Here is a 22,507-nt window from a genome sequence, read left to right on the forward strand (position 1 = left end):
ATCCGCTTCCCGCTCCACTATCCCCCCTTATATACCGGCAGCACGACCGAGAAGCGGCTTCCTTCTCCCTGCTTAGAACTCAGCGCTATCCGTCCCCCCAAGTTTTGTACGATTCCTTGGCAGATAGACAACCCCAGACCGGCCCCTTGGCTGAATTCATCTTGCTTGAAAAAACGGCTGAATACCTTCTCTTGTTCCTCCTCCGATAGACCGATCCCGGAATCCTCGACAAAAATCGCCGCCTCATCCGTCCCCCTCAGATGCTTAAATCCCAATTTTATATATCCGCTATTCGTGAATTTACAAGCGTTTGTCAAGAAATTGGTTATAACTTGCGAAAGTCTCTTTTTATCCGTATAGATAAACAAATCCCCCTCCGCCTCTTTCGAGAATCGTAGGTGGGTGGGGACCAATAACTGATGGGCGAGGTAAAGGTCGTCTACCAACTCCTTGACGGAGCAGCTCTCTTTCTCGAATTTCATTTGTCCCGATTGAAGTCTCGAAACCTCCAGAATATCATTGATGAGCACCAACAACAGATCGCAGCTCTGATTGATCGTCTTGGCAAACAGCTGCTTGTCGGCCTCGTCTAAGTCCTTCTCCGAGGCCAGCAGGTTCGAGAAGCCTACGATAGAGTTCAGCGGCGTACGTATCTCATGGCTCATGTTCGCCAAGAACTTTTGCTCATATCCCCTCATGAGGATAAGCTCTTTTTCCCGTTTCTTCATGTCATCGATATTGATAAGTATACCGCTCACGTCTTTGCCTCCCTCCGCATTATCTACCGCAGGCATGGCGCTAAAGCGGAATTCCCACCATTCATAATCAGATCCGGCGAAGCGGGCACGGCATTGGAATACCTCCTTGTCCGCTTTCCATAAGGATTGCCTCTGCAGCTTGAAAGCGATGAGATCATCGGGATGTATCAATTTCCACATCTCCTCCAACTCGATTCGCGACGGCTGGTCACCGACAGGATACTTGAAAAAGAACTCCTCATCCTTGAATTCCCAGATGTATATGCCTCCACACTGTATGGCCAAATCCAAGAAGAAATTCTTTTGAGACAAACGGGAGAAGATCATCTTGACTTGCCTCTTCTCCCGCCGGTACAGGTATAAGACAACGATTAGCAGCAGGATAGAGGAGATCTCAAAAATAGGCCTCAGCCTGTAATACTCAAATAAGGGGGAGCGCTCGGGCAGTAAATAGATCGCTGCGAACAAAGCCGCCAAAACCAAGAATATGTAAAGTAGGTGCTTCATTATTCTTCAAATTTATAAGTCCTCGCGGGACTACGGTTAATTATGAGACCAAAGGTATGAATATTTATTAAACAGTCAATGAAAATCAACGATAGTCTTAATAATAAATAATAATGTTAACACGGGAGGAAGAAATAAAGCCGTCTATCACCGTAGTCCCGCGAGAACAGCGCCTACCTCTCCCGCAATCATCCATCCATCCCGGCTTATATCTCGTCCGGAGATTCCCGGTCGGAGCCGAAAAAGGCCCGGCCCGGATGCCAGTCGGCCGTATGGATAAGTTTCAATGCCATGATGGTAATCTTGTTTTATGGAGGCCAAAGGTAGGGAAAAATCTCAGGAAAGACCTTTAGAAAGGAGGAGAGGATGCGGGAAGGAAGCAAGTTGTCATTTCCGGGTGCCGGAAACGGACGTTTCCACGTATCGGAAACGAGAACTTCCACGTATCGGAAACGAGAGCTTCCGGGTGTCGGAAACGAGAACTTCCGACACCCGGAATAAAAGTTAAACCTCATCGGGGCTTTCGCTATCTCCATCACCTCCGCCCACGGTTAATGGATAAGGGAAGCGATTCCGGCGTACTTCCTTCAAAAAGACTTTACTGTTGCCACTCGAGCGAGTAGCCACCTCCAAGTAATACGTGCCATCCTCCAAGGCGGGGATGATAAGCGAGAAGGCCGACGGATCGTTGCGCAACACGGAGGTCATCGGCACGGCTACCGACGTTTGGGAGCCGTCCTTCACGAAGAAGAAGCCCACGGCATCTCCCGTCTCGCCGGCGATCTTGATACGTTGCCCGCTGCCGGTCAATCCTCCGCCCGGGGTCAGTTTCGTATTCACGGCACCGGACGCTACGTCCGTCACGCTGATGATCGTAGGCAGCCCCTCCTCCACGTGGCTGACGATCACGCTGATGTCCGTCAGCTTCGAACGAATCTCCGCCGTGGGCGTGGAACGGAGCACGACCTTGTTGCGCGCCGGGTCGAACTGCGCCTTCGGGCCGATGAACGAGCCCTCCACGCCCAAGCTGTTCGTCGTGAAACCGAACTCCACGGTACTGCCCGAGTACAGCTCCTCCTCGGCCACACCCTTGATCTCACTGTAAATACCTTCAATCTCCGAGGCCGAATATTTCGTACCGAGCCGAGCGGCGGCCAGCTTGCATAAGTCGCCGATCGAACGACTTTGTACGTAAGTGACGTTGAACGTGAAATCGTCCGTGCGCGCCGTCAACTTGTTCTCCACCAGCTTACCGGTGATACTTCTTTTCTTAGGTTCTGCCATACTATCATTCAGATTATGGGCCTCTCTTGGATAGAGACCCTAGTTATTAAACACCCAAATGTAACAATAAACTTTCACTCCGACAAGCGGGAATCGGATTACTATTCACGCTTTCCCAAAAACTATTTGTAAGCAAAACCTAGCCAACTCATAATAATTTGTTACTTTTGCGGTGGTTTTAAATAGGAACAACATAATTAATAAACATACCTATGGCAAAGATTACAAAAGAGGAGGCCCTTCGGTACCATGCCGAGGGCAAACCGGGTAAGATCGAGGTTATCCCGACAAAGCCTCATAGCACGCAAACGGATTTATCCCTGGCTTATTCGCCGGGCGTAGCCGAGCCGTGTCTGGAAATCGAGAAGAATCCGCTGGACGCGTACGAATATACGGCGAAAGGTAATTTGGTAGCCGTAATCTCCAACGGTACCGCCGTACTCGGGCTGGGCGATATAGGCCCCTTGGCCGGTAAGCCGGTGATGGAAGGCAAGGGATTGCTATTCAAGATATTCGCAGGCATCGACGTATTCGATATCGAAGTGAACGAGAAAGATCCGGAGAAGTTTATCCAGACCGTGAAGGCGATCTCGCCCACGTTCGGAGGAATCAACTTGGAGGATATCAAGGCACCGGAGTGTTTCGAGATCGAGACTCGCTTGAAGAACGAGCTGGATATCCCCGTCATGCACGACGACCAGCATGGTACGGCAATCATCTCCGGCGCCGGGCTGATCAACGCCTTGGAGATCGCCGGCAAGAAGATCGAGGACGTGAAGATCGTGGTGAACGGCGCCGGAGCCGCCTCTATCTCATGTACGAAACTGTACGTGATGCTGGGAGCGCGCAAGGAGAATATCGTCATGTGCGACAGCAAGGGCGTCATCTCTACCAGCCGCCCGGACTTGAACGCCGCCAAGCGGGAGTTCGCTACCGACCGTCCGATCAAGACCTTGCAGGAGGCCGTGGTGGGAGCCGACGTATTCTTGGGCCTCTCCGTGGCGAACGTATTGACCAAGGAGATGGTACGTAGCATGAACGCCGACCCGATCGTATTCGCCTTGGCGAACCCGAACCCGGAGATCTCCTACGCCGACGCGATGGACTCGCGGGATGATATCATCTTCGCTACCGGACGTTCCGACTATCCGAACCAGATCAACAACGTGCTGGGATTCCCTTATATCTTCCGCGGCGCCTTGGATACGCACGCCAAGGCGATCAACGAGGAGATGAAGCGGGCCGCCGTCTACGCCATCGCCGACCTTGCCAAGGAGCCTGTCCCCGACGTGGTGAACGCCGCCTATAAGCTGAAACGAACCACTTTCGGACGCGACTATATCCTTCCGAAAGCGCTCGATCCCCGCTTGCTGACCCGTGTATCTTGCGCCGTGGCGAAAGCCGCTATCGACTCGGGCGTGTCTCGCAAGACGATCACCGACTGGGAGGGCTACGCCAACCATTTGCGTGAGATGATGGGGTACGATAATAAACTCTTGCGCTCGTTCACCGATATGGCGAAAGCGAACCCGAAACGGGTGGTATTCGCGGAGGCGAACCACGTGAATATGCTGAAAGCCGCCGCCGAGGCGAAAGCGGAAGGTATCTGTTTCCCGATCTTGCTGGGTAACGAGGAGCGTCTGGCCAAGATCGCCGCCGAGGAGAATATCAGTCTGGACGGTATCGAGATCGTCAACCTCCGCCACGACCGTGAGACGGAACGCCGCCACCGCTACGCCCGTATCCTTACCGACAAGAAGGCGCGCGAGGGCGTGACCTACTCGGAGGCTTGCGAGAAAATGGTAGACCGTAACGCCTTTGGTATGATGATGGTGGCTACCGGCGACGCCGACGCTTTCGTGACGGGTGTATACAGCCGCTACTCGGAGGTTACCAAGATGGCGGAGCAGATCATCGGTATCCGTCCGAGCTACAAGCATTTCGGCGCCTTGAACATCCTGACGTGCAAGAAGGGTACGTTCTTTATGGCCGATACGTTGATCAACCGTCATCCGTCGGCCGAGGTATTGATCGATATCGCCCGCCTGACGCACGACGCCGTGAAGTTCTTCGCTCACGAGCCGGTGATGGCGATGTTGTCTTACTCGAACTTCGGTTCCGACAAGCAGGGCAGTCCGCTGAAAGTACACGAGGCGATCGACTTCTTGCATAAGACATACCCAGACATGGTGGTAGACGGAGAGATGCAAGTAAACTTCGCCCTCGACAAGAAGCTGCGCGACGATATGTACCCGTTCAACAAGCTGAAAGGACAAGACGTGAATACCTTGATCTTCCCGAACCTAAGCTCCGCCAACAGCGCATATAAGCTATTGGATACGCTGGGTATCACCGAGACGATCGGCCCGATCCAGATGGGATTGAACAAACCGATCCACTTCACCGACGTAGAAAGCTCTACCCGTGATATCGTGAACCTGACTACCGTAGCTGTCGTAGACGCTATCGTTCAGGAGCAGATCGAGAAAGAAAATAGATAAGTTTTGACGCAGATGACACGGATAACACGGATAAGAATAAAATAAATCCGTGTCATCTGCGTCATCTGCGTCTAAAAGATAGACCACCAAGAGTTTTGACACAGGGTCATGTCAATTTAGATAGCTTTCGATATTCGCTATTACCTTTTGCGACAATCGCTCCATACATTGCTCCGAGTGGCCGGAGACTTTCGGGGTATATATGACATTATCGAATTGCGTCAAGGTATCCGCGTAGTTCCCGATACCCACCTCATCGCATAAGAAGAAATTCCGCTTATGGGCGCTAAGCCAACGTTGTAAATCCGGGACACGGAAAGTAGGCCCTACCGACGTATTGATCAATATCTTCAGATTACCGAACAAACGAAACTCACCCGCCCCCAGAAGAATCGTATTACGAGGTAAGCAAGTACATAAAATATCCACCTCCGGCAGCAACTCCCGCAAAGGCAGGTAAGCGATACCGGCGGCCTCGGCATCCGGCTTACGGGTACGGCTGAAATAATAAACCTCAGCCCCCAAGAAACGAAGAGCGTCAGCGATCATTCTCCCGGTGCGACCCAATCCCACGATGCCTACTTTTTGCCCGCCCAGCTCATACGCCTTATGTTTCCACTGTTTCCCGCCAAAACCATGCAACAAACGGACCAGCTCGCTAATGACATACTCCACGACTCCCTCATCGCCATAGTCGCGGATGCCCAAGACCGTTATCCCCCGCTCACGTGCGGCGGCGATATCCACATTCGCACTAGACTCGCTATAGAGGGTACAGCACATCCCGATGTATTTGATATTCGGGCAAGCCTCGATCACGTTCCTCCGGATCTGTGTATTATAAGAGACGAGCACACAATCTGCGTCCCCGATCCGGTTCACGGTCTCCTCATCCGTTTCCGGAATGCCGGTATAAAAAACAACCTCTTTTCCAAGCTCCTTCAAACGTTCCACTCCCCATGTATTCAACCCGGTAGAATCTACCACTACTATTTTCTCAAACATATCTCACATTATTAATTACCATCTTCAATTAATTATCCCTCTCACAAAGCTATAAATAAAATAGCCGCAAAGGGTAACCTTCAGCACGACACTCAATAAAAAACCCGCGAACGCCCCAAAACCAGCCTTCAACGCATCCCCAGACGCCTTGCCTCCCAAAAGTTCCCCCACGAAAGCCCCCACGAAAGGACCCAGCAAGATCCCCCAAGGCGGAAACACGAATATGCCGGCCACGGTTCCCACGGCACATCCCCAATTTCCCCACTTGGACCCTCCGCTATACTTAGTCCCCAGCATGGGCGTAACATAGTCCATCGCCTGTGCCAACACGACCAGCAATCCCCACACGACCAACTCCGTAACCGTGAATTCCGCATAGCCTGTAAAATGCAGCAGCCACAAAGCCAAATACGCCACCGGCGGCCCCGGCAAGACCGGCAAAAAACACCCCGCCAATCCCACCAACAAACAGATAACGCCTAGTATAACCAATAAGATATCCATACATTTCAGTTTTTAGGATATATAAATAGACAAAGATACAAACATTTCCCACCCTTAACTGTTTTGCTAAAAGCTAAATCTAAACATATATATTTATGCACAAACATTTACGCCTGACATGTTATGCTTTGTTGTGCTTGCTGGTACCGATCGGGGTAATGGCGCAGACAGAGCATACGTATTTAGACCGTGCCCTACCCGGGTCATGGTCTGAGGAAGGGAGTGATTTCCAGCAGACACTTCCCGTAGAAGATAATTGGTGGAGAAATTTTAAGGACCCGTTGCTGGACTCGCTGATAGAAGTAGCCGTGAAACAAAACTATTCCGTGCGAATGGCGATGGACAGGATCGCCATGGCGAAAGCCAACCTGCGGTCGGCACAAGGAAGCTACTCGCCCACCCTAGGGCTTTCCGCCGGATGGACACGGCAACAAAGTAGCGGCAATATCAATCAGGTACCCAAGGCGATCACCCAATATTCCAGCGCAACCGTAGATATGAACTGGGAGGTGGACGTATTCGGGAGTATCCGGAACCGGGTGAAAGCGGAGAAAGAGAATTTCGCCGCCTCGAAAGAGGAATACAACGCCGCCATGGTCTCCCTTTGCGCTCAAGTAGCCTCCTCCTACATCAATATGAGGGAACTGCAACAAGAGGTAAAGGTAGCGCAACAGAACTGCCGCTCCCAACAGACGGTCGTACAGATCACCCAGAAACGGTATGAGACCGGGCTAGTCTCTAAACTGGACGTAGCGCAGGCGCAATCCGTATACTACAGCACGAAAGCCTCCCTACCGATGCTGGAGGCCGGTATCATCCAATACGCGAACTCCTTGGCGATCTTGCTAGGCCTGTACCCTTCCGATCTACAAAAGATCATGGAGACAGACGCTTCCTTGCCGGAATATATCGAGCCGGTCGGTGTAGGGCTACCGGCAAACCTGTTGCTACGCCGTCCGGATGTACGTGCGGCAGAACGGCAGGTCAATGCGCTTGCCGCCTCGCTCGGGGCCTCTAAGTCCGATTGGTGGCCGAAAGTATTCGTGAAAGGCTCGGTCGGTTTCGCCTCCCACGACTTCGACAAGCTGGCGAATCATAATAGCTTGACCTATGAGATCGCCCCTACCCTTACGTGGAACTTCTTCCAAGGCACCCAGAAGATACAGGCTACCCGGTTGGCGAAAGCCCAGTTGGACGAGTCGATCCGGCAATTCAACCAGACCGTGCTTACCTCCGTACAGGAAGTGGATAACGCCATGAGCTCGTACAAGAACTCGATCAAGCAGATCGTAGCCCTCCGGGAAGTGGTAAACCAAGGAAAACAGACCTTGGATCTTTCCCTAGACCTCTATAAGCAGGGCCTTACGCCTTTCCAAAACGTACTGGACGCGCAACGCTCCCTCCTCACCTACCAGAACCAATTGACACAGGCTCAAGGTAGCTCCCTACTGAACTTGATACAGCTTTATCAGTCATTGGGCGGAGGATGGAATCCTATGTAGGCCGTTCGATCCGATCGAACAAAAGCCCACTCAAACAATTAATATAAATAATCATTAAAGACAAAAGATATGAAGACATTTGTTTACATAGGGATTATCGGAGCCTCCGCCTTATTACTGGCGTCTTGCAAGGGGAAAAGCAAGCCGATGGAAACGCCCGTGCCCTCCATAAGCGTATCCACGCCGATCGTGAGGGACATTACCTTGACGAAAGAATACCCCGGATACCTTAGTTCACAACTGAAAGTAGACTTGGTAGCCCGTGTCAACGGATACTTGCGTACCTCTTACCTCAAGGCCGGAAGCCGGGTGAAGAAGGGCGATCTTATCTTCGTGATCGAACCGGACACCTATCAAGATAACGTCACCCAAGCCGAGGCTTCCGTAAAGACCTCCAAAGCCCAGCTGGAATATGCACGCAGCAACTACGAGCGTATGAAGGAGGCGGCTAAGAGCGGCGCCGTAAGCCAGATACAAGTGATCCAAGCGGAGGCTACCGTATCGGAGTCTGAGGCTGCCGTGAAGAACGCCGAGGCGGAATTGAATACCGCACGGACCAACTTGAGCTATTGCTATATCCGTGCGCCTTTCGACGGTGCGGTTACCCGGGCCAGCTACGATATAGGTAATTACATCAACGGAGCCGTCCAGCCGGTTACCTTGGCCACCTTATACAAGGACGACTTGATGTTCGCCAATTTCAATATCGAGGATAACCAGTTCATGAAGATGATGCTGGAAGCCGCCCGCAACGATAGCACCGTGAAACTTCCGACCGAGATCCTCGTCAGCATAGGCAAGGATGGCGGCAATGCGTATACGGGCCGGCTGGATTATCTATCCCCCAATATCGACCTATCGACCGGTACCCTGAACGTACGTGCCAATCTGGATAACCCGAAGCATGTATTGAAGAGTGGCTTATACGTCACTATCACCCTGCCGTATGCCGAGCAGCCGGATGCGGTCTTGGTTCGCGACGCCTCGATCGGTACCGACCAATTAGGGAAGTACCTTTATATCGTGAACGACTCCAATGTCGTACGATACCGTCCTATCGAAGTGGGGCAACTGGTAGACGATACGCTTCGCCAAGTGACCGCCGGTATCGGCCCCAAAGATCCCTATGTCACTTCTGCCCTGCTTAAGGTACGGGATGGCATGACTATCAAACCTATAAAATAAGCAAGCTATGGTAAAGTTCTTTATTAACAGACCGATATTCGCCACGGTACTTGCTCTGATCATCGTCGTAGCGGGTTTGGTCACCCTCAATATATTACCGATCGCCCAGTATCCGGAGATCACGCCGCCTACCGTACAGGTATCCGCCGTTTATCCCGGGGCGGACGCACAGACCGTAGCGCAGACCGTAGGTTTACCGATCGAGCAACAGGTAAACGGCGTGGACGGTATGCTTTACATGAGTTCAAACTCCTCCAGTTCGGGGGCTTACTCCCTAACGATCACCTTCGCCGTGGGAACGGATATCGACATGGCGACCGTCATGGTGCAAAACCGGGTGAGTATCGCCCAGAGCAGCTTGCCGGAACCCGTGATCGTACAAGGTATCACCACCCGCAAGCAATCCTCCAATATTGTGATGATGCTTACCCTAAGTTCCAAGGATTCCATTTACGACGGGTTGTATTTAAGTAATTACGCCACCTTAAATATGATAGACCAGCTAACCCGCCTGCCGGGTGTAGGCTCGGTACAGGTAATGGGAGCCGGAAACTATAGCATGCGTATCTGGCTAGACCCGGAGGCGATGCGTATCCGTAACTTGACGCCGGACATGGTCTATCAAGCCATATCCACGCAAAACGCCCAAGTATCCGCCGGTTACGTAGGCCAACCGATTCTACGGGCGGATAACCCCTATCAATATACCTTGACCGTGAAAGGACGGTTGACGACACCGGATGAGTTCGGCAATATTGTCCTTAAGACCGGGCAAGGTGGCAAGATCCTGCGATTGAAGGATATCGCCCGCATAGAGTTGGGCAGCTCCTCTTACAACGTGGTCTCTAAATTAAGCGGACAGCCGACTGCTGCGATAGCGATCTACCAGTTGCCGGGCTCCAACTCCTTGGATGTATCGAAGGTGGTAAAGGCCAAGATGAAAGAATTAGGCAGTTCCTTACCCGAAGGCGTGGAATACAAAGTGACCTTGGATACGACAGAGGTGATCGACGCCTCCATCCATGAGGTGCTTATCACATTCTTGGAGACAACCTTGCTGGTGGTCTTGGTCATCTTCTTATTCTTACAGAATTTCCGGGCGGTAGTCATCCCGTTCATTACGATTCCGGTCTCATTGATCGGTACGCTGGCGGTCATGGCGGCTTTAGGCTTCTCCATTAATACGTTGACCTTATTCGGCTTGATTCTGGCGATAGCGGTGGTGGTAGACGACGCCATCGTGGTGGTAGAGAACTCCACCCGGCTCCTCGATACCGGGAAATATACGGCCCATGAGGCGGTATCGAAGGCCATGGATGAGATCGTAGGGCCTATCGTGGGCGTGGTATTGGTATTATTGGCGGTATTTATCCCGACAACGTTTATCAGCGGTATCTCCGGGCAGCTCTATAAGCAATTCGCCTTGACAATCGCCGCCGCTACCGTATTAAGCGGATTTAACTCGCTTACGCTTACGCCCTCGCTTTGCGCCCTTTTCTTGGAGAAGAATACGGAAGAACCGAAATTCTTCCTCTTCAAAGGATTCAATAAGGTATACGGAAAGACTCAGAAGATGTACGACTCGATCGTGGAGCGGATGCTGAAACGACCGGGAGCGGCGATGATCGTTTACGGTATCATCACGGCGGTAGCGGTTATCTTGTTTATGCGTTGGCCGACAACCTTTATACCCGAAGAGGATGACGGCTATTTCCTAATCGTATCCCAATTACCCCCGGCGGCGAGCTTGAACCGGACGGAGGCGGTCACCAAGCAGATCGACGAGATCCTAAAGACATACCCCGAGGTGAAATCATTCATCAGCGTTAGCGGATTCTCCGTGATGGGTGGAGGGGAGCAATCCAATACGGCCACCTTCTTCGTGATCCTAAAGAACTGGAACGAACGTAAAGGTAAGGAGCATACGGCAGAGGCCGTGACCAACCGTTTCAACCGGGAGGCATCGGCTATCCAAGAAGCGCAGGTATTCGGTATGGTACCGCCCGCTATCCCGGGGTTGGGCGCTTCGGGCGGCTTGCAACTGCAATTGGAGGATCGTAAGAACCTAGGTCCGACGGAGATGCAGCATGCCGTGGAGACATTGCTGGCCAGCTACCGCTCGAAACCGCAATTGCTGAACCTTTCTTGTATGTATCAGGCCAATACCCCGCAGTATCTACTGAAGATAGACCGGGATAAGGTGCAGATGCTCGGTCTTCAGTTGAATCAAGTATTCTCCACGCTCAGCTATTATATGGGAGCGGCGTACGTGAACGATTTCGTGGAGTTCGGACGTATTTACCAAGTTAAGATCGAGGCGAACGGAGAGGCGCAGAAAGTGATCGATGATGTACTCCGTTTGAGTCTGGCGAATAGTAAGGGGGAGATGGTACCCTTCTCCTCTTTTATCGAATTAGACGAACAATTGGGATTAGACCAGATCAACCTATATAATATGTATTCATCAGCGGCTATTACTTGTATCGCCAACCCGAAATATAGTTCCGGAGAAGCGATCCTAGCGATGGAGGAGCTGATACAGGAGCAATTAGGTGATAATTTTGGATATGAATGGACCTCGGTCGCTTATCAAGAGACGAAAGCAGGATCTACGACGGTGATTATTTTCGCCATGGCGTTGCTAGTCGCTTTCTTGGTTCTCTCGGCTCAATATGAGAGCTGGACAAGTCCGTTGGCGGCTATCATGGGTTTGCCGATCGCCTTGTTGGGAGCTATTATCGGCTGCTGGGTGATGGGGGTTCCGGTAAGCGTATATACCCAGATCGGTATTATCTTATTGATCGCCTTGTCCGCCAAGAATGGTATCTTGATCGTAGAGTTCGCCCGGGATTTCCGAAAGGAAGGTAATCCGATACGGGATTCCGCCTTGGAAGCCGGACACGTTCGTTTACGTCCGATCCTGATGACCTCGTTCGCCTTTGTATTGGGTGTCATGCCTTTGCTTTTCGCTACCGGAGCGGGAGCGGCCAGCCGTATATCCTTAGGTGCGGCGGTAGTATTCGGTATGGCTATCAATACGATATTCGCCACGATGTTCATCCCTAACTTCTATGAACTGATGCAGACCATCCAAGAGAAATGGCTGGATAAAGGAAAGAAGACGGATGATACGCCTAAACAATAGAAAGTTTCCAATCCTCTAATGAGGCAAAAAGAGAATAACCATGGCTAAACCCATGGTTATTCTTTTTTACTCCCTTCGGATACATTATTATATATTCTATGATTGGAATTAGGCGATTCCCAACAACTCTACCTCAAATATTAATGTGGAGAAAGCAGGGATCAGACCCGAGGCACGATTACCATAACCAAAATTGTAAGGGATATAGATTATCCATCTATCCCCTACCCGCATTTCTTGAAGAGCCAATTGCCAGCCTTCAATCACTTGGTTCAAGCGAAAGGCTTCCGGGCAACCCCGTTTCCATGAGTTATCAAATTCCCTTCCGTTAATCAACGTTCCTTTATAATGTACGGAAACGACGCTTTCCCGATTAGGAGAGACTTTGCCTGTACCCGCTTGTATTACCTTATATAATATACCACACGGTAATGTCCGGATTCCCTCTTCCGAAGCGATCTCGTCCAAATACAATAGATTCTTCTCTTTGTACTCCTCTTTTCTACTCATATATATTACATTATCTTACATTTAGCTCCGCAAATGTAGCAAATAGAAATAGAAACGCAATGGCATGGTAACACAATAGACATGCCAAACGTTCAAATACTATCATTATATGAATCTGATTCCCGCTTTTTTTATCATAGATCAAGAAAACATAGGAATCCGCAAAAAACATGCTATAAAACATACCACGTATGGAATAACGCCGTATATTTGTGTCGTAAAACATAATTGTAAAGCAAATATGGTAAAGAGATTGTTTAAACGTTACATCGATTTGCTAGGGTTTCAACCTTGGACAATTTGGGTTTACCGCATGTGGTAAACCTCACGATGAAAAAGAGGAAGGTTTAGGTTAAGGTTATCAGAAGTCCGGGATTAGGTTAGTAATAGGTTAAAAGGTTAAAGGTTTAGGTTTTCAATTCATTCGTTACTCGGACTTCAAAAGTTATGTGAGATTTAGAACGTGTCGAAAGGCACAGATTTATTAATTAAAAAGAAAATGAGCTATGAAAAGTTTTATTAGACATTTTTTGGATAGCTGCTTGAGATCACTCGCTGCTATCGGTCAGTCGGAGTTAACAAAATGGGGTTACAATAAATAAGTAACACCCCATTTTACCGGGAAGGTGAACATTTGATTTTTTCAAACCATACCGCGGTTGCTTGGCATCTTGCCAGACAACCGCTTTTTTGTATCCATACCTTTTAAACAAGGTATCTTAGTTTCATTGAGAAAGTATCCTAAGTTCATTGGCGAAGTATCTTAGGTGTATGGGGCGATGAAACTAAGATACTTTTATAACTCATGCGCCTATCCCCACTGAGTTTCTACTACCCGTCTATATATTTATAGATATTAACTATTTGACAACTGTCTAACAACATCTTATTTTTGTCAAGAAGTTAAAAACAATTGTTGTTTCTAAACAGTTTTATTTAAAGATTACTTTATCTAAAATTCTTTATTGCGACATAAAAACTAAAGTTATGGAAGACAAAAAACTAACTGCCGCCAACGGACGCCCTGTTGCGGACAATCAGAACGTACAAACAGTGGGGCCACGTGGCCCGATGGTATTACAAGACCCTTGGTTCATTGAGAAGCTAGCGCACTTCGACCGTGAAGTGATCCCAGAAAGACGCATGCACGCCAAAGGTTCCGGCGCATTCGGTACCTTTACCGTTACACATGATATCACAAAGTATACGAAAGCGGCTATTTTCAGCGAGGTAGGCAAGAAAACTGACTGCTTTGTCCGTTTCTCCACCGTAGCCGGAGAGCGTGGAGCAGCCGACGCAGAGCGTGATATCCGTGGATTCGCCATGAAATTCTACACAGAGGAGGGTAACTGGGACTTAGTGGGTAACAACACCCCGGTATTTTTCTTGCGTGATCCCCTAAAATTCCCTGACTTGAATCATGCGATCAAACGTGACCCGAAAACGAATCTACGAAGCGAGGATAACAACTGGGATTTCTGGACTTTGCTTCCCGAGGCCCTGCATCAAGTAACGATTACGATGAGTTCTCGCGGCATTCCTTACTCTTATCGACATATGCATGGTTTCGGTAGCCATACGTACAGTTTTATCAACGATAAGAACGAACGTATCTGGGTGAAGTTCCATCTCAGAACCCTGCAAGGTATCAAGAACTTGAGTGACGAGGAAGCGGCTGCGATCATCGCCAAGGATCGTGAATCCCATCAGCGTGATTTGTTCGAGAGTATCGAGCGTGGGGACTTCCTGAAATGGAAATTCCAGATCCAATTGATGACTGAGGAGCAGGCCGAGACCTATCCGATCAACCCGTTCGACCTCACGAAAGTATGGCCGCATAAGGACTTCCCGTTAATGGATGTCGGTATTCTCGAGTTGAACCGTAATCCGGAGAATTATTTCCAAGACGTGGAGCAAGCCGCATTCAACCCGATGAATACTGTCGAAGGTATCGGCTTCTCCCCAGACAAGATGTTACAAGGTCGTCTATTCTCTTATGGCGACGCCCAGCGTTACCGCCTTGGCGTGAACCTAGAGCAGATCCCAGTGAACAAGCCCCGCTGTCCGTTCCATGCCTATCACCGTGACGGAGCGATGCGTGTAGACGGAAACTATGGAGCTGCAAAGGGTTACGAACCTAACAGCTTCGGCGAATGGAAAGACTCTCCCGAGAAGAAGGAACCGCCTTTGAAAGTACACGGGGATGTTTATAATTACAACGAGCGTGAGTATGATGATGATTATTACAGCCAACCGGGTGCCTTATTCCGTTTGATGCAGCCAGAAGAGCAACAGTTATTATTCGGAAATACCGCCCGTGCGATGGGTAACGCCCAACTGTTCATCAAGCAACGCCACGTACGCAATTGCTACAAGGCAGACCCTGCTTACGGTAAGGGAGTAGCTGAAGCTCTAGGAATCAGCTTGGAAGAGGCCTTGAAAGAAGACCGATAAAGTAGTAAGGCTACGATAGAAAGCGATAAAAGAGGGATAACCCCAGTAATCCTATGGATGAACAGGTTATCTCATTCTTTTTTAGTAGGATAAGAGAGGATATGCCATGAGACCCCGATACTGATAAGCCCTAACAAAGCTTTCACCCACCAATAGCCGACTAGCAAAAGGGAAGTAATGATCGTAGATAGCCACATGATAGCGATCGTGATAATCTTGGAACGCAAAGGAATAGCCTTATCTTCCACAAAGCCCTTAATATGCGGCCCGAAATAACGATTGCTCATCACCCGGTTATAAAGTCTCTCCGAGCTACGGACATAAAACCAACAAGTCAGTAACCAAAAAGGAGTGGTCGGGAGCAAAGGGACAAAGATGCCGATCGCTCCCAATATGAGAAAAAACGTTCCTAACGTAATGTATATGATACGTCTCGTCCCGTTCATCAGCCAACCGTATATTCTGCGATTTGCTTGAAACCGTTCAAGAAGTCCGTTATATTCATCCGTTTCTTTCCGGCAAGTTGCAAGGAATGCAATCGAAGGAAACCATCCTTCACGGCCACATCGATATACGATTTATGATCTGTATGGATAGAACCTACCGGGAAGTTATGCGTTGCCGGACGCTTCTCCGTCTGGTAAACCTTCAAGACCATACGTTTGCCATCCGCTGAGATCAATTCCGTCCAAGCGGCAGGATAAGGAGAAAGCCCACGGACGAAATCATAGATCTTCTTCACCGGTTGGTTCCAGTCGATATGACAGGTATCTTTGAAGATCTTCGGGGCCGGACGCAACTCGGCGGCATCCTTATAGAACTCCTCTTGAGGGATAGCGTCTGTTTTTCCATCCAACAGTAAGTCCACGGTCTCGGTAACCAACCCCGCCCCCATCGCCATCAAGGCATCGTGAACGGTTTCTACATCGTCGGTATCAGCGATCGGCAGATGTTTCTGACGGATGATCTTACCCGTATCAATCTCATGCGTAAGAAAGAAAGTAGTCACGCCGGTCTCCGTATCACCATTGATAACCGCCCAGTTGATCGGAGCGGCACCCCGGTATTGCGGAAGCAAGGAGGCATGCAGATTAAAAGTTCCCAGACGGGGCATATTCCAGACCACCTCCGGCAGCATACGAAACGCCACCACGATCTGCAAATCCGCCTGCAAGGCACGCAGTTCCTCTAAAAATGCCTCGTCCTTCAATTTCTCTGGCTGCAAGACCGGAAGACCCACCGATACGGCATATTGCTTCACAGCGCTCGGCTGAAGCACGCTACCATGACGGCCCATTGGCTTATCCGGCATCGTAATGACACCTACCACATTATATCCACCTTCTACCAAGGCACGCAGGCTCTCCACGGCGAAATCGGGAGTGCCCATATATACGATTCGTAAATCCTCTTTCTTCATATACAATAAATTGGATCTGTTTTTAACAAGTTAGTCCCCGGAAAAGTTATCGACCAATACCTCCCGATAGGAATTAAATATCTTCGATTTCGACATAAAGCCGATATAATGGCCATTCTCATCGACCACCGGAAGATTCCACGCTTTCGTATCATCAAATGTCTGCATGATCTGATCCATCGGCGTGTTGATTACGATCTTGGCCGGGGCGGAAACCATGAACTTCGATACATGGAAACGATTATACAACTCCGGACGGAACATGATATTCCGGATATTATCCAGCAAGACGATACCCAGCAACACGCCCCGCTCGTCCACGACAGGAAAGGTGTTACGTCCGCTTCGGGAAATGACCTTTACCATATCGCCCAACGTCATCTCCGGAGACACCATCTGGAAATCTTTCTCGATCACGCTATCCGCCCGTAGCAAGGTAAGCACCGCCCTATCCTTATGGTGCGTCAGCAACTCGCCTTTCTGCGCCAAACGCATGGAGTAGATGCTATGAGGCTCGAACATAAGGATCGTGATATAGGAACTGATCGAGACGATCATCAAGGGGAGGAACAAATCATACCCACCCGTCAGCTCGGCAATCAAGAAAACCCCGGTCAAAGGAGCGTGCATCACCCCGGACATAATGCCCGCCATACCCAGCAAAGCGAAATTCTTCTCTGAGATATACATCGTGAACGGGAAATAATTAGACGTATGCGCAAAGATAAAACCGGCGATACAGCCCAGATACAAACTAGGAGCGAAGATACCACCGCAACCCCCTCCGGCATTCGTGGCGCTGGAAGCGAATACCTTCGTAAGCAAGATCAAGGTCAAGAAGATCAAGACCCCGAAATACGTATCGTTCAGATCGTAAAACAAACTCTTGTCCATGATATGCGAGAACTGCCCGTTCAGCAACGAGCCGATCGTATCATAGCCCTCACCATATAGCGGGGGGAACAAGAATATCAAGATACTCAGCATCACGCCGCCCAACATGAACTTCTTCCAATACGTACCCAACTTCCGGTACATCCCTTCCACCTTGTTCATCACACGGGTAAAATAAAGGGATACCAATCCGCAAAAAACACCCAGCAAGAGCACGTAAGGAATACGCTCGATCTCGAATGCCTCGGTCTGAGAGAACTTAAACATCGCCTCGGTACCGGTAAAGATATAAGACATCGTAGCCGCCGTCACCGACGAGATCAGCAAAGGAAGCACGGAAGTCATCGTAAGGTCCAGCATCAATACCTCGATCACGAACACCAACCCGGCGATAGGCGCCTTGAAAATACCGGCGATCGCTCCGGCGGCACCACATCCCACGAGCAACATCAACGTCTTCTGCTCCATCCTGAACACCCGTCCCAGATTAGAACCGATAGCCGCCCCTGTCAATACGATAGGAGCCTCCGCCCCGACCGATCCACCAAAGCCGATCGTCACGGAACTGGCTACGATAGACGTCCATGTATTATGCGGCTTGATACGGCTCTTTCGTTGCGAGATGGCATACAAGATCTTCGTCACCCCATGGCCGATATCGTCACGCACGATATATTTCACGAACAAGCCGGCCAACAAGATACCGATCACCGGATAAAGCAAATAGAGATAGTTCACGCCGTCAGCACTGAAATTACCCGTCAATACATGTTGTATGAAATGGATCAATTGTTTCAATATGATAGCGGCCGCAGCTGTGCAAATTCCCACGATAAAGCTGATAATAAGGATAAAATGCTTCTCCTTGATGCGCTTTTCCCGCCATAACAACAATTTATAGAATAACCCTTCGTTAGCCATTTTAAATACCTTTACCTGTAAACACTGTTTTAACTGTATAAATGAGAATCGTTATGTCCAGAATCAAGGACATATTCTCATAGTATAATATATCATATTCCAAGCGCTCGATCATCTCATCCACGCTGCCGGCATATCCATATTTCACCATACCCAACGAGGTGATTCCCGGACGTACATTATGCAGCAGATAGTAGAAGGGGGCTTTCCTCACGATCCGCTCGATGAAATATTTACGTTCCGGACGGGGGCCAACTAGCGACATATCCCCTTTCAGCACGTTCCAAAACTGCGGTAACTCGTCCAAGCGGTATTTCCGCATCACCCGTCCGAAGGGAGTGATACGGGAATCGTCCTCGGAAGAGAGCAACGGACCTTCTTCCTCGGCGTTCGTATACATCGTACGAAACTTATAGATCATGAAAGGCTCGCCCATGTATCCGATCCGTTCCTGACTGAAAAACACCGGGCCGGGGGAATCCCGCTTCACCCGCCAAGCGATATACAGGAACAAGGGAGATAAGAGCACCAAGAAAATCAGAGATAACATCTTATCCATAAAGAGCTTTACATTCTGCTCGATGGGCAAGAAGTTGTTATCCGTCACGTCCACCAGCGGAACGCCCTTTATCGCCTTGATCTTTACTTGCGATAATGAACTGGATTTATCCGCCAATATCTTGATCGGCCGTTTATAGCAATATAACGAATACAGGATATCCATCAAACGGCTATTATCCACCGTCTCCAAGGCGACAACCAGCTCATCCACCTTTTTCTCCTCTACGATCACCGGCAAAGATTCCAGCCTACCGATCACACGATCTCCGGCGACCCCGCCCTTTTTCTCCGTACCATCGGAGACAAAACCGACGATATTATAACCCAACCCATACAGGTCGTCGGCAATACACGCCGCCTTCTTCCCCGCCCCAATCATCAATACGTTCAACGCCCATTCCCTGCACTTTATCTTCCGTAACCCGGCCTGCGTAATCAATAACCGGGGAATATACGTCAAGACAAACTGTAATCCCCATAAAGAGAAAAACATATCATAATACACATGATAGGAACGGGGCAAGTCATTCAGCACTAAGGCAAAAAACAAGATCACGACACCGATCGACACGCTCCCAAGGGTAGAGAACAACTCAGTAAGCCTCGACTTACCGAACGGTTTATTATAATAACCGGAAAACCAATATAATACGAACCAGAAAAACGGGATCAATAGCTGCCCCTTCAACGAGGGGATATGCAGCAAAAAGGCCCCGACGGTATCAAACCCTTCATACACCGCCACCTCCTCATAACGTATCAGATTAAATAATAACCAGACTACCGACGACGCTATAAAATCCGAGACAATATATTTTCCGGCTTGTACGCTTTTCTTCATCCTTATCTAATTACCTGCACAAGCCCACCGGCTCCTAGCTTGATAATGCCGGACGGAGCGGCCTTGCTCATATCGTCCTGACGATAACTCACGATATAATCCACACCCTCCTTGATCACCTCCGATACCTCGCTGAAATTAGCGGGAGAAGGCTCGCCGCTTACGTTGGCGGAAGTAGAGACCAAAGGTTTGCGGAAGCGCTCGCACAATTTCTTGGAGAACTCCTCGTTCGTGATGCGGATACCCACGCTACCATCGGCTCCCAATAGATTTGTCGCCAAGTTCTTGGCACTTGAGTAAATGATGGTCAACGGCTTATCAGACACGCTAATCAAATCCCAAGCGATATCGGGAACATCCGACACGTACCTATCCAATTTAGCCTCGCTGTCCATCAAGACCAACATAGCCTTATTGTCTGCCCTTCGCTTTAGCTCGTACACTCTTTGTACGGCTTTTTCATTGGTAGCGTCGCAACCAATTCCCCAGATAGTGTCTGTAGGATAAAGTATTATGCCGCCTGCGGCCATTACTTCGCAAGCTTTTTTAATATCTTCCGTCATTGTATTTTATAATATTTAGGCAAATGTACGAATCATTCTCCTACTTCAAAAAAATAATAACAAAAAAACTATTTTCTTTAAGCCATACCGGATATACCATATTTAATTTCTAACTTTACGGGTTGAAATATATTGCGGAAATCTCGCCTTTGTCATACGGTAGATTAAGGATGACAAGGTATCCGTAGTATCAGGCAAGCAAAAAAGAAAAAAACAATATATAATGATTAACAAATGGAACTTTCAAACCCCATCAGAAGAAGAGTTACATAAGAGAGACCAATTGGTGGCTGAATTAGGATTCAGCCCGGTGATCTGTCTCTTGCTCGTTCAACGAGGTATCACTTCGATCGAAGAGGCGAAGAAATTCTTTAAACCCAGCTTGAACGATTTGCACGACCCGTTCCTTATGCCGGATATGGATAAGGCGGTGAGGCGCTTGAACAAAGCCTTGGGGAATAAAGAAAAGATTTTGATCTACGGCGATTACGACGTGGATGGAACGACAGCGGTATCGCTCGTCTTCAAGTATTTAAGACCTTACTCGTCTACCTTGGATTTCTATATCCCAGATCGATACGACGAGGGGTACGGTATCTCTTACAAGGGTATCGATTATGCCGCCGAGAACGGCGTGTCGCTGGTTATCTCGCTGGATTGCGGTATCAAAGCGATCGAGAAGATCGAGTACGCCAAGGAGAAAGGCATCGACTTTATTATTTGCGACCACCATATGCCGGACGCCACTTTGCCGGACGCTGTCGCCGTATTGGATGCCAAGCGCTCGGATTCTATCTATCCGTATGAGCATTTATCGGGTTGCGGAGTGGGATTCAAATTCATGCAGGCGTTCGCCAAGAGCAATAATTTCCCGTTCTCGGATCTGGAGAAGTTGTTGGAACTGACGGCGGTCAGTATCGCCTCGGATATCGTCCCGATTACGGGAGAGAACCGCATCCTCGCCTATTACGGGCTGAAGCAATTGAACAGCAACCCCAGCCTCGGGCTGAAAGGGATCATCGATATCTGCGGATTGACCGGAAAGGAGATCACGATCAGTGATATCGTATTCAAGATCGGTCCCCGTATCAACGCTTCCGGCCGTATGATGAACGGGAAGGAGGCGGTGGAACTGCTACTGTCCAAAGATAGCGCCAGTGCCCGGGAGAAGAGCGAGAGCATCAACCAATATAATGAGGAACGCCGGGAATTGGACAAGAAGATCACCGACGAGGCGAACGCTGTCATCGACGAAGTAGAGAACATGGATGACCGGAAGGCGATCGTGGTGTATAACCCGGGATGGCACAAAGGCGTGATCGGTATCGTAGCGTCCCGTTTGACCGAGAAGTATTACCGTCCGGCGGTCGTTCTTACCAAATCGTCCGAGTTGATCACCGGATCGGCACGTTCCGTAACGGGTTTCGATATTTACAAGGCGATAGAGAGTTGCCGGGATTTATTGGAGAATTTCGGGGGACATACCTACGCCGCCGGGCTTTCCCTTCGGGAGGAGAACCTAGAGGCATTCACCGAGCGTTTCTTGAAGATCGCATCCGAGGAGATCATACCGGAACAGATGATCCCACAGATCGATATCGACGCTATCTTGGATTTGAAAGAGATCAACCAGAAGTTCGTGAACGACCTAAAGAAGATGAGCCCGTTCGGACCGGACAACCAGAAGCCTGTATTCTGCTCGCTTGGCGTAAAGGACTACGGCACCAGTAAGCTCGTGGGTAAGGAACTGGAGCATCTCAAGCTGGAATTGATCGACGGAAACTCAAGCACCCCCATGCACGCCATCGCTTTCGGCATGCACAGGCACAACGACCATATCAAGGGTATGAAGCCTTTCAACATCTGCTACACGGTGGAGGAGAACACCTACAACGGCAACACCTCTATCCAGCTGATGATCAAAGACATCAAACCCGACGATATATGAGGAG

At 49.4% G+C, this 22,507-nt stretch carries 17 protein-coding genes; 7 read left to right on the forward strand and 10 right to left on the reverse strand.

The features are described 5' to 3' along the window. Positions 1-17: 17 nt before the first annotated feature. Positions 18-1,265 carry a HAMP domain-containing sensor histidine kinase gene (locus DWY79_RS10545; RefSeq protein ID WP_122369324.1) on the reverse strand — a complete coding sequence of 416 codons (1,248 nt, stop codon included), beginning with the start codon at positions 1,263-1,265 and terminating at the stop codon, positions 18-20. 366 nt (positions 1,266-1,631) lie between these two features. On the opposite strand from DWY79_RS10545, the gene DWY79_RS23295 reads away from it, so the two are divergent. Further along, the gene (locus DWY79_RS23295) at positions 1,632-1,766 is read left to right on the forward strand and encodes a hypothetical protein (protein ID WP_255420375.1); all 135 of its coding nucleotides are present in this window, start codon (positions 1,632-1,634) and stop codon (positions 1,764-1,766) included. Between the two features lie 3 nt (positions 1,767-1,769). On the opposite strand, the gene DWY79_RS10550 is transcribed toward DWY79_RS23295, so the two are convergent. Beyond that, positions 1,770-2,549, reverse strand: a complete 780-nt coding sequence (locus DWY79_RS10550; RefSeq protein ID WP_005866221.1) for a DUF4469 domain-containing protein — start codon at positions 2,547-2,549, stop codon at positions 1,770-1,772. 212 nt (positions 2,550-2,761) lie between these two features. On the opposite strand from DWY79_RS10550, the gene DWY79_RS10555 reads away from it, so the two are divergent. Then, a complete protein-coding gene (locus tag DWY79_RS10555) occupies positions 2,762-5,050 on the forward strand; it encodes an NADP-dependent malic enzyme (RefSeq protein ID WP_122369325.1) in 2,289 nt (762 codons plus the stop codon). 111 nt (positions 5,051-5,161) lie between these two features. On the opposite strand, the gene DWY79_RS10560 is transcribed toward DWY79_RS10555, so the two are convergent. Then, positions 5,162-6,055, reverse strand: coding sequence for a D-isomer specific 2-hydroxyacid dehydrogenase family protein (locus DWY79_RS10560; RefSeq protein WP_122369326.1), 894 nt, complete (start codon positions 6,053-6,055; stop codon positions 5,162-5,164). A 24-nt stretch (positions 6,056-6,079) separates the two neighbouring features. Then, a complete protein-coding gene (locus DWY79_RS10565; protein WP_008779527.1) occupies positions 6,080-6,559 on the reverse strand; it encodes a DUF456 domain-containing protein in 480 nt (159 codons plus the stop codon). A 95-nt stretch (positions 6,560-6,654) separates the two neighbouring features. On the opposite strand from DWY79_RS10565, the gene DWY79_RS10570 reads away from it, so the two are divergent. The 3 genes from DWY79_RS10570 (at position 6,655) to DWY79_RS10580 (ending at position 12,391) form a co-directional block, all read left to right on the forward strand. Then, the gene (locus DWY79_RS10570; RefSeq protein WP_122369327.1) at positions 6,655-8,061 is read left to right on the forward strand and encodes an efflux transporter outer membrane subunit; all 1,407 of its coding nucleotides are present in this window, start codon (positions 6,655-6,657) and stop codon (positions 8,059-8,061) included. Positions 8,062-8,130: 69 nt separating this feature from the next. Next, positions 8,131-9,246, forward strand: coding sequence for an efflux RND transporter periplasmic adaptor subunit (locus DWY79_RS10575; protein WP_057325954.1), 1,116 nt, complete (start codon positions 8,131-8,133; stop codon positions 9,244-9,246). Between the two features lie 7 nt (positions 9,247-9,253). Then, a complete protein-coding gene (locus tag DWY79_RS10580; RefSeq protein ID WP_008774186.1) occupies positions 9,254-12,391 on the forward strand; it encodes an efflux RND transporter permease subunit in 3,138 nt (1,045 codons plus the stop codon). Positions 12,392-12,499: 108 nt separating this feature from the next. Here the strand turns inward: DWY79_RS10580 and DWY79_RS10585 are convergent, their stop codons facing one another. Then, positions 12,500-12,901 carry an FKBP-type peptidyl-prolyl cis-trans isomerase gene (locus DWY79_RS10585; protein WP_122369328.1) on the reverse strand — a complete coding sequence of 134 codons (402 nt, stop codon included), beginning with the start codon at positions 12,899-12,901 and terminating at the stop codon, positions 12,500-12,502. Positions 12,902-13,888: 987 nt separating this feature from the next. Here DWY79_RS10585 and DWY79_RS10595 point away from each other — a divergent pair. Continuing rightward, positions 13,889-15,355: a catalase gene (locus tag DWY79_RS10595; RefSeq protein WP_122369329.1), complete on the forward strand. Its 1,467-nt coding sequence runs from the start codon at positions 13,889-13,891 to the stop codon at positions 15,353-15,355. 71 nt (positions 15,356-15,426) lie between these two features. Here DWY79_RS10595 and DWY79_RS10600 read toward each other — a convergent pair whose 3' ends face one another. Genes DWY79_RS10600 through DWY79_RS10620 form a run of 5 tightly spaced genes read right to left on the reverse strand, consistent with a single transcriptional unit; the run spans position 15,427 to position 20,555 of the window. Further along, positions 15,427-15,801 carry a YbaN family protein gene (locus tag DWY79_RS10600; RefSeq protein ID WP_005866200.1) on the reverse strand — a complete coding sequence of 125 codons (375 nt, stop codon included), beginning with the start codon at positions 15,799-15,801 and terminating at the stop codon, positions 15,427-15,429. After that, a complete protein-coding gene (fmt, locus tag DWY79_RS10605) occupies positions 15,801-16,775 on the reverse strand; it encodes a methionyl-tRNA formyltransferase (RefSeq protein WP_122369330.1) in 975 nt (324 codons plus the stop codon). Before fmt ends, DWY79_RS10600 begins: the two co-directional genes overlap by 1 nt. A 30-nt stretch (positions 16,776-16,805) precedes the next feature. Further along, positions 16,806-18,590, reverse strand: a complete 1,785-nt coding sequence (locus DWY79_RS10610) for a chloride channel protein (protein WP_005858223.1) — start codon at positions 18,588-18,590, stop codon at positions 16,806-16,808. A 1-nt stretch (position 18,591) separates the two neighbouring features. Beyond that, a complete protein-coding gene (locus DWY79_RS10615; protein WP_005866194.1) occupies positions 18,592-19,992 on the reverse strand; it encodes a sugar transferase in 1,401 nt (466 codons plus the stop codon). A 2-nt stretch (positions 19,993-19,994) separates the two neighbouring features. Next, complete coding sequence (locus tag DWY79_RS10620) at positions 19,995-20,555, reverse strand: L-threonylcarbamoyladenylate synthase (RefSeq protein WP_008774182.1); 561 nt, start codon at positions 20,553-20,555, stop codon at positions 19,995-19,997. A 223-nt stretch (positions 20,556-20,778) separates the two neighbouring features. Here DWY79_RS10620 and recJ point away from each other — a divergent pair, with 223 nt between their 5' ends. Continuing rightward, positions 20,779-22,503, forward strand: a complete 1,725-nt coding sequence (gene recJ, locus DWY79_RS10625; protein ID WP_005866190.1) for a single-stranded-DNA-specific exonuclease RecJ — start codon at positions 20,779-20,781, stop codon at positions 22,501-22,503. Positions 22,504-22,507: the final 4 nt, after the last annotated feature.

This window comes from Parabacteroides sp. AF27-14, assembly GCF_003635425.1.
In the GTDB taxonomy this organism is placed as follows: domain Bacteria; phylum Bacteroidota; class Bacteroidia; order Bacteroidales; family Tannerellaceae; genus Parabacteroides; species Parabacteroides distasonis.

Bases quoted from the DNA above. Each gene is read 5' to 3' on its own strand.
- DWY79_RS10545 (WP_122369324.1), bottom strand. From the start codon at position 1,265: ATGAAGCACCTACTTTACATATTCTTGGTTTTGGCGGCTTTGTTCGCA.
- DWY79_RS23295 (WP_255420375.1), top strand. From the start codon at position 1,632: ATGCGGGAAGGAAGCAAGTTGTCATTTCCGGGTGCCGGAAACGGACGT.
- DWY79_RS10550 (WP_005866221.1), bottom strand. From the start codon at position 2,549: ATGGCAGAACCTAAGAAAAGAAGTATCACCGGTAAGCTGGTGGAGAAC.
- DWY79_RS10555 (WP_122369325.1), top strand. From the start codon at position 2,762: ATGGCAAAGATTACAAAAGAGGAGGCCCTTCGGTACCATGCCGAGGGC.
- DWY79_RS10560 (WP_122369326.1), bottom strand. From the start codon at position 6,055: ATGTTTGAGAAAATAGTAGTGGTAGATTCTACCGGGTTGAATACATGG.
- DWY79_RS10565 (WP_008779527.1), bottom strand. From the start codon at position 6,559: ATGGATATCTTATTGGTTATACTAGGCGTTATCTGTTTGTTGGTGGGA.
- DWY79_RS10570 (WP_122369327.1), top strand. From the start codon at position 6,655: ATGCACAAACATTTACGCCTGACATGTTATGCTTTGTTGTGCTTGCTG.
- DWY79_RS10575 (WP_057325954.1), top strand. From the start codon at position 8,131: ATGAAGACATTTGTTTACATAGGGATTATCGGAGCCTCCGCCTTATTA.
- DWY79_RS10580 (WP_008774186.1), top strand. From the start codon at position 9,254: ATGGTAAAGTTCTTTATTAACAGACCGATATTCGCCACGGTACTTGCT.
- DWY79_RS10585 (WP_122369328.1), bottom strand. From the start codon at position 12,901: ATGAGTAGAAAAGAGGAGTACAAAGAGAAGAATCTATTGTATTTGGAC.
- DWY79_RS10595 (WP_122369329.1), top strand. From the start codon at position 13,889: ATGGAAGACAAAAAACTAACTGCCGCCAACGGACGCCCTGTTGCGGAC.
- DWY79_RS10600 (WP_005866200.1), bottom strand. From the start codon at position 15,801: ATGAACGGGACGAGACGTATCATATACATTACGTTAGGAACGTTTTTT.
- fmt (WP_122369330.1), bottom strand. From the start codon at position 16,775: ATGAAGAAAGAGGATTTACGAATCGTATATATGGGCACTCCCGATTTC.
- DWY79_RS10610 (WP_005858223.1), bottom strand. From the start codon at position 18,590: ATGGCTAACGAAGGGTTATTCTATAAATTGTTGTTATGGCGGGAAAAG.
- DWY79_RS10615 (WP_005866194.1), bottom strand. From the start codon at position 19,992: ATGAAGAAAAGCGTACAAGCCGGAAAATATATTGTCTCGGATTTTATA.
- DWY79_RS10620 (WP_008774182.1), bottom strand. From the start codon at position 20,555: ATGACGGAAGATATTAAAAAAGCTTGCGAAGTAATGGCCGCAGGCGGC.
- recJ (WP_005866190.1), top strand. From the start codon at position 20,779: ATGATTAACAAATGGAACTTTCAAACCCCATCAGAAGAAGAGTTACAT.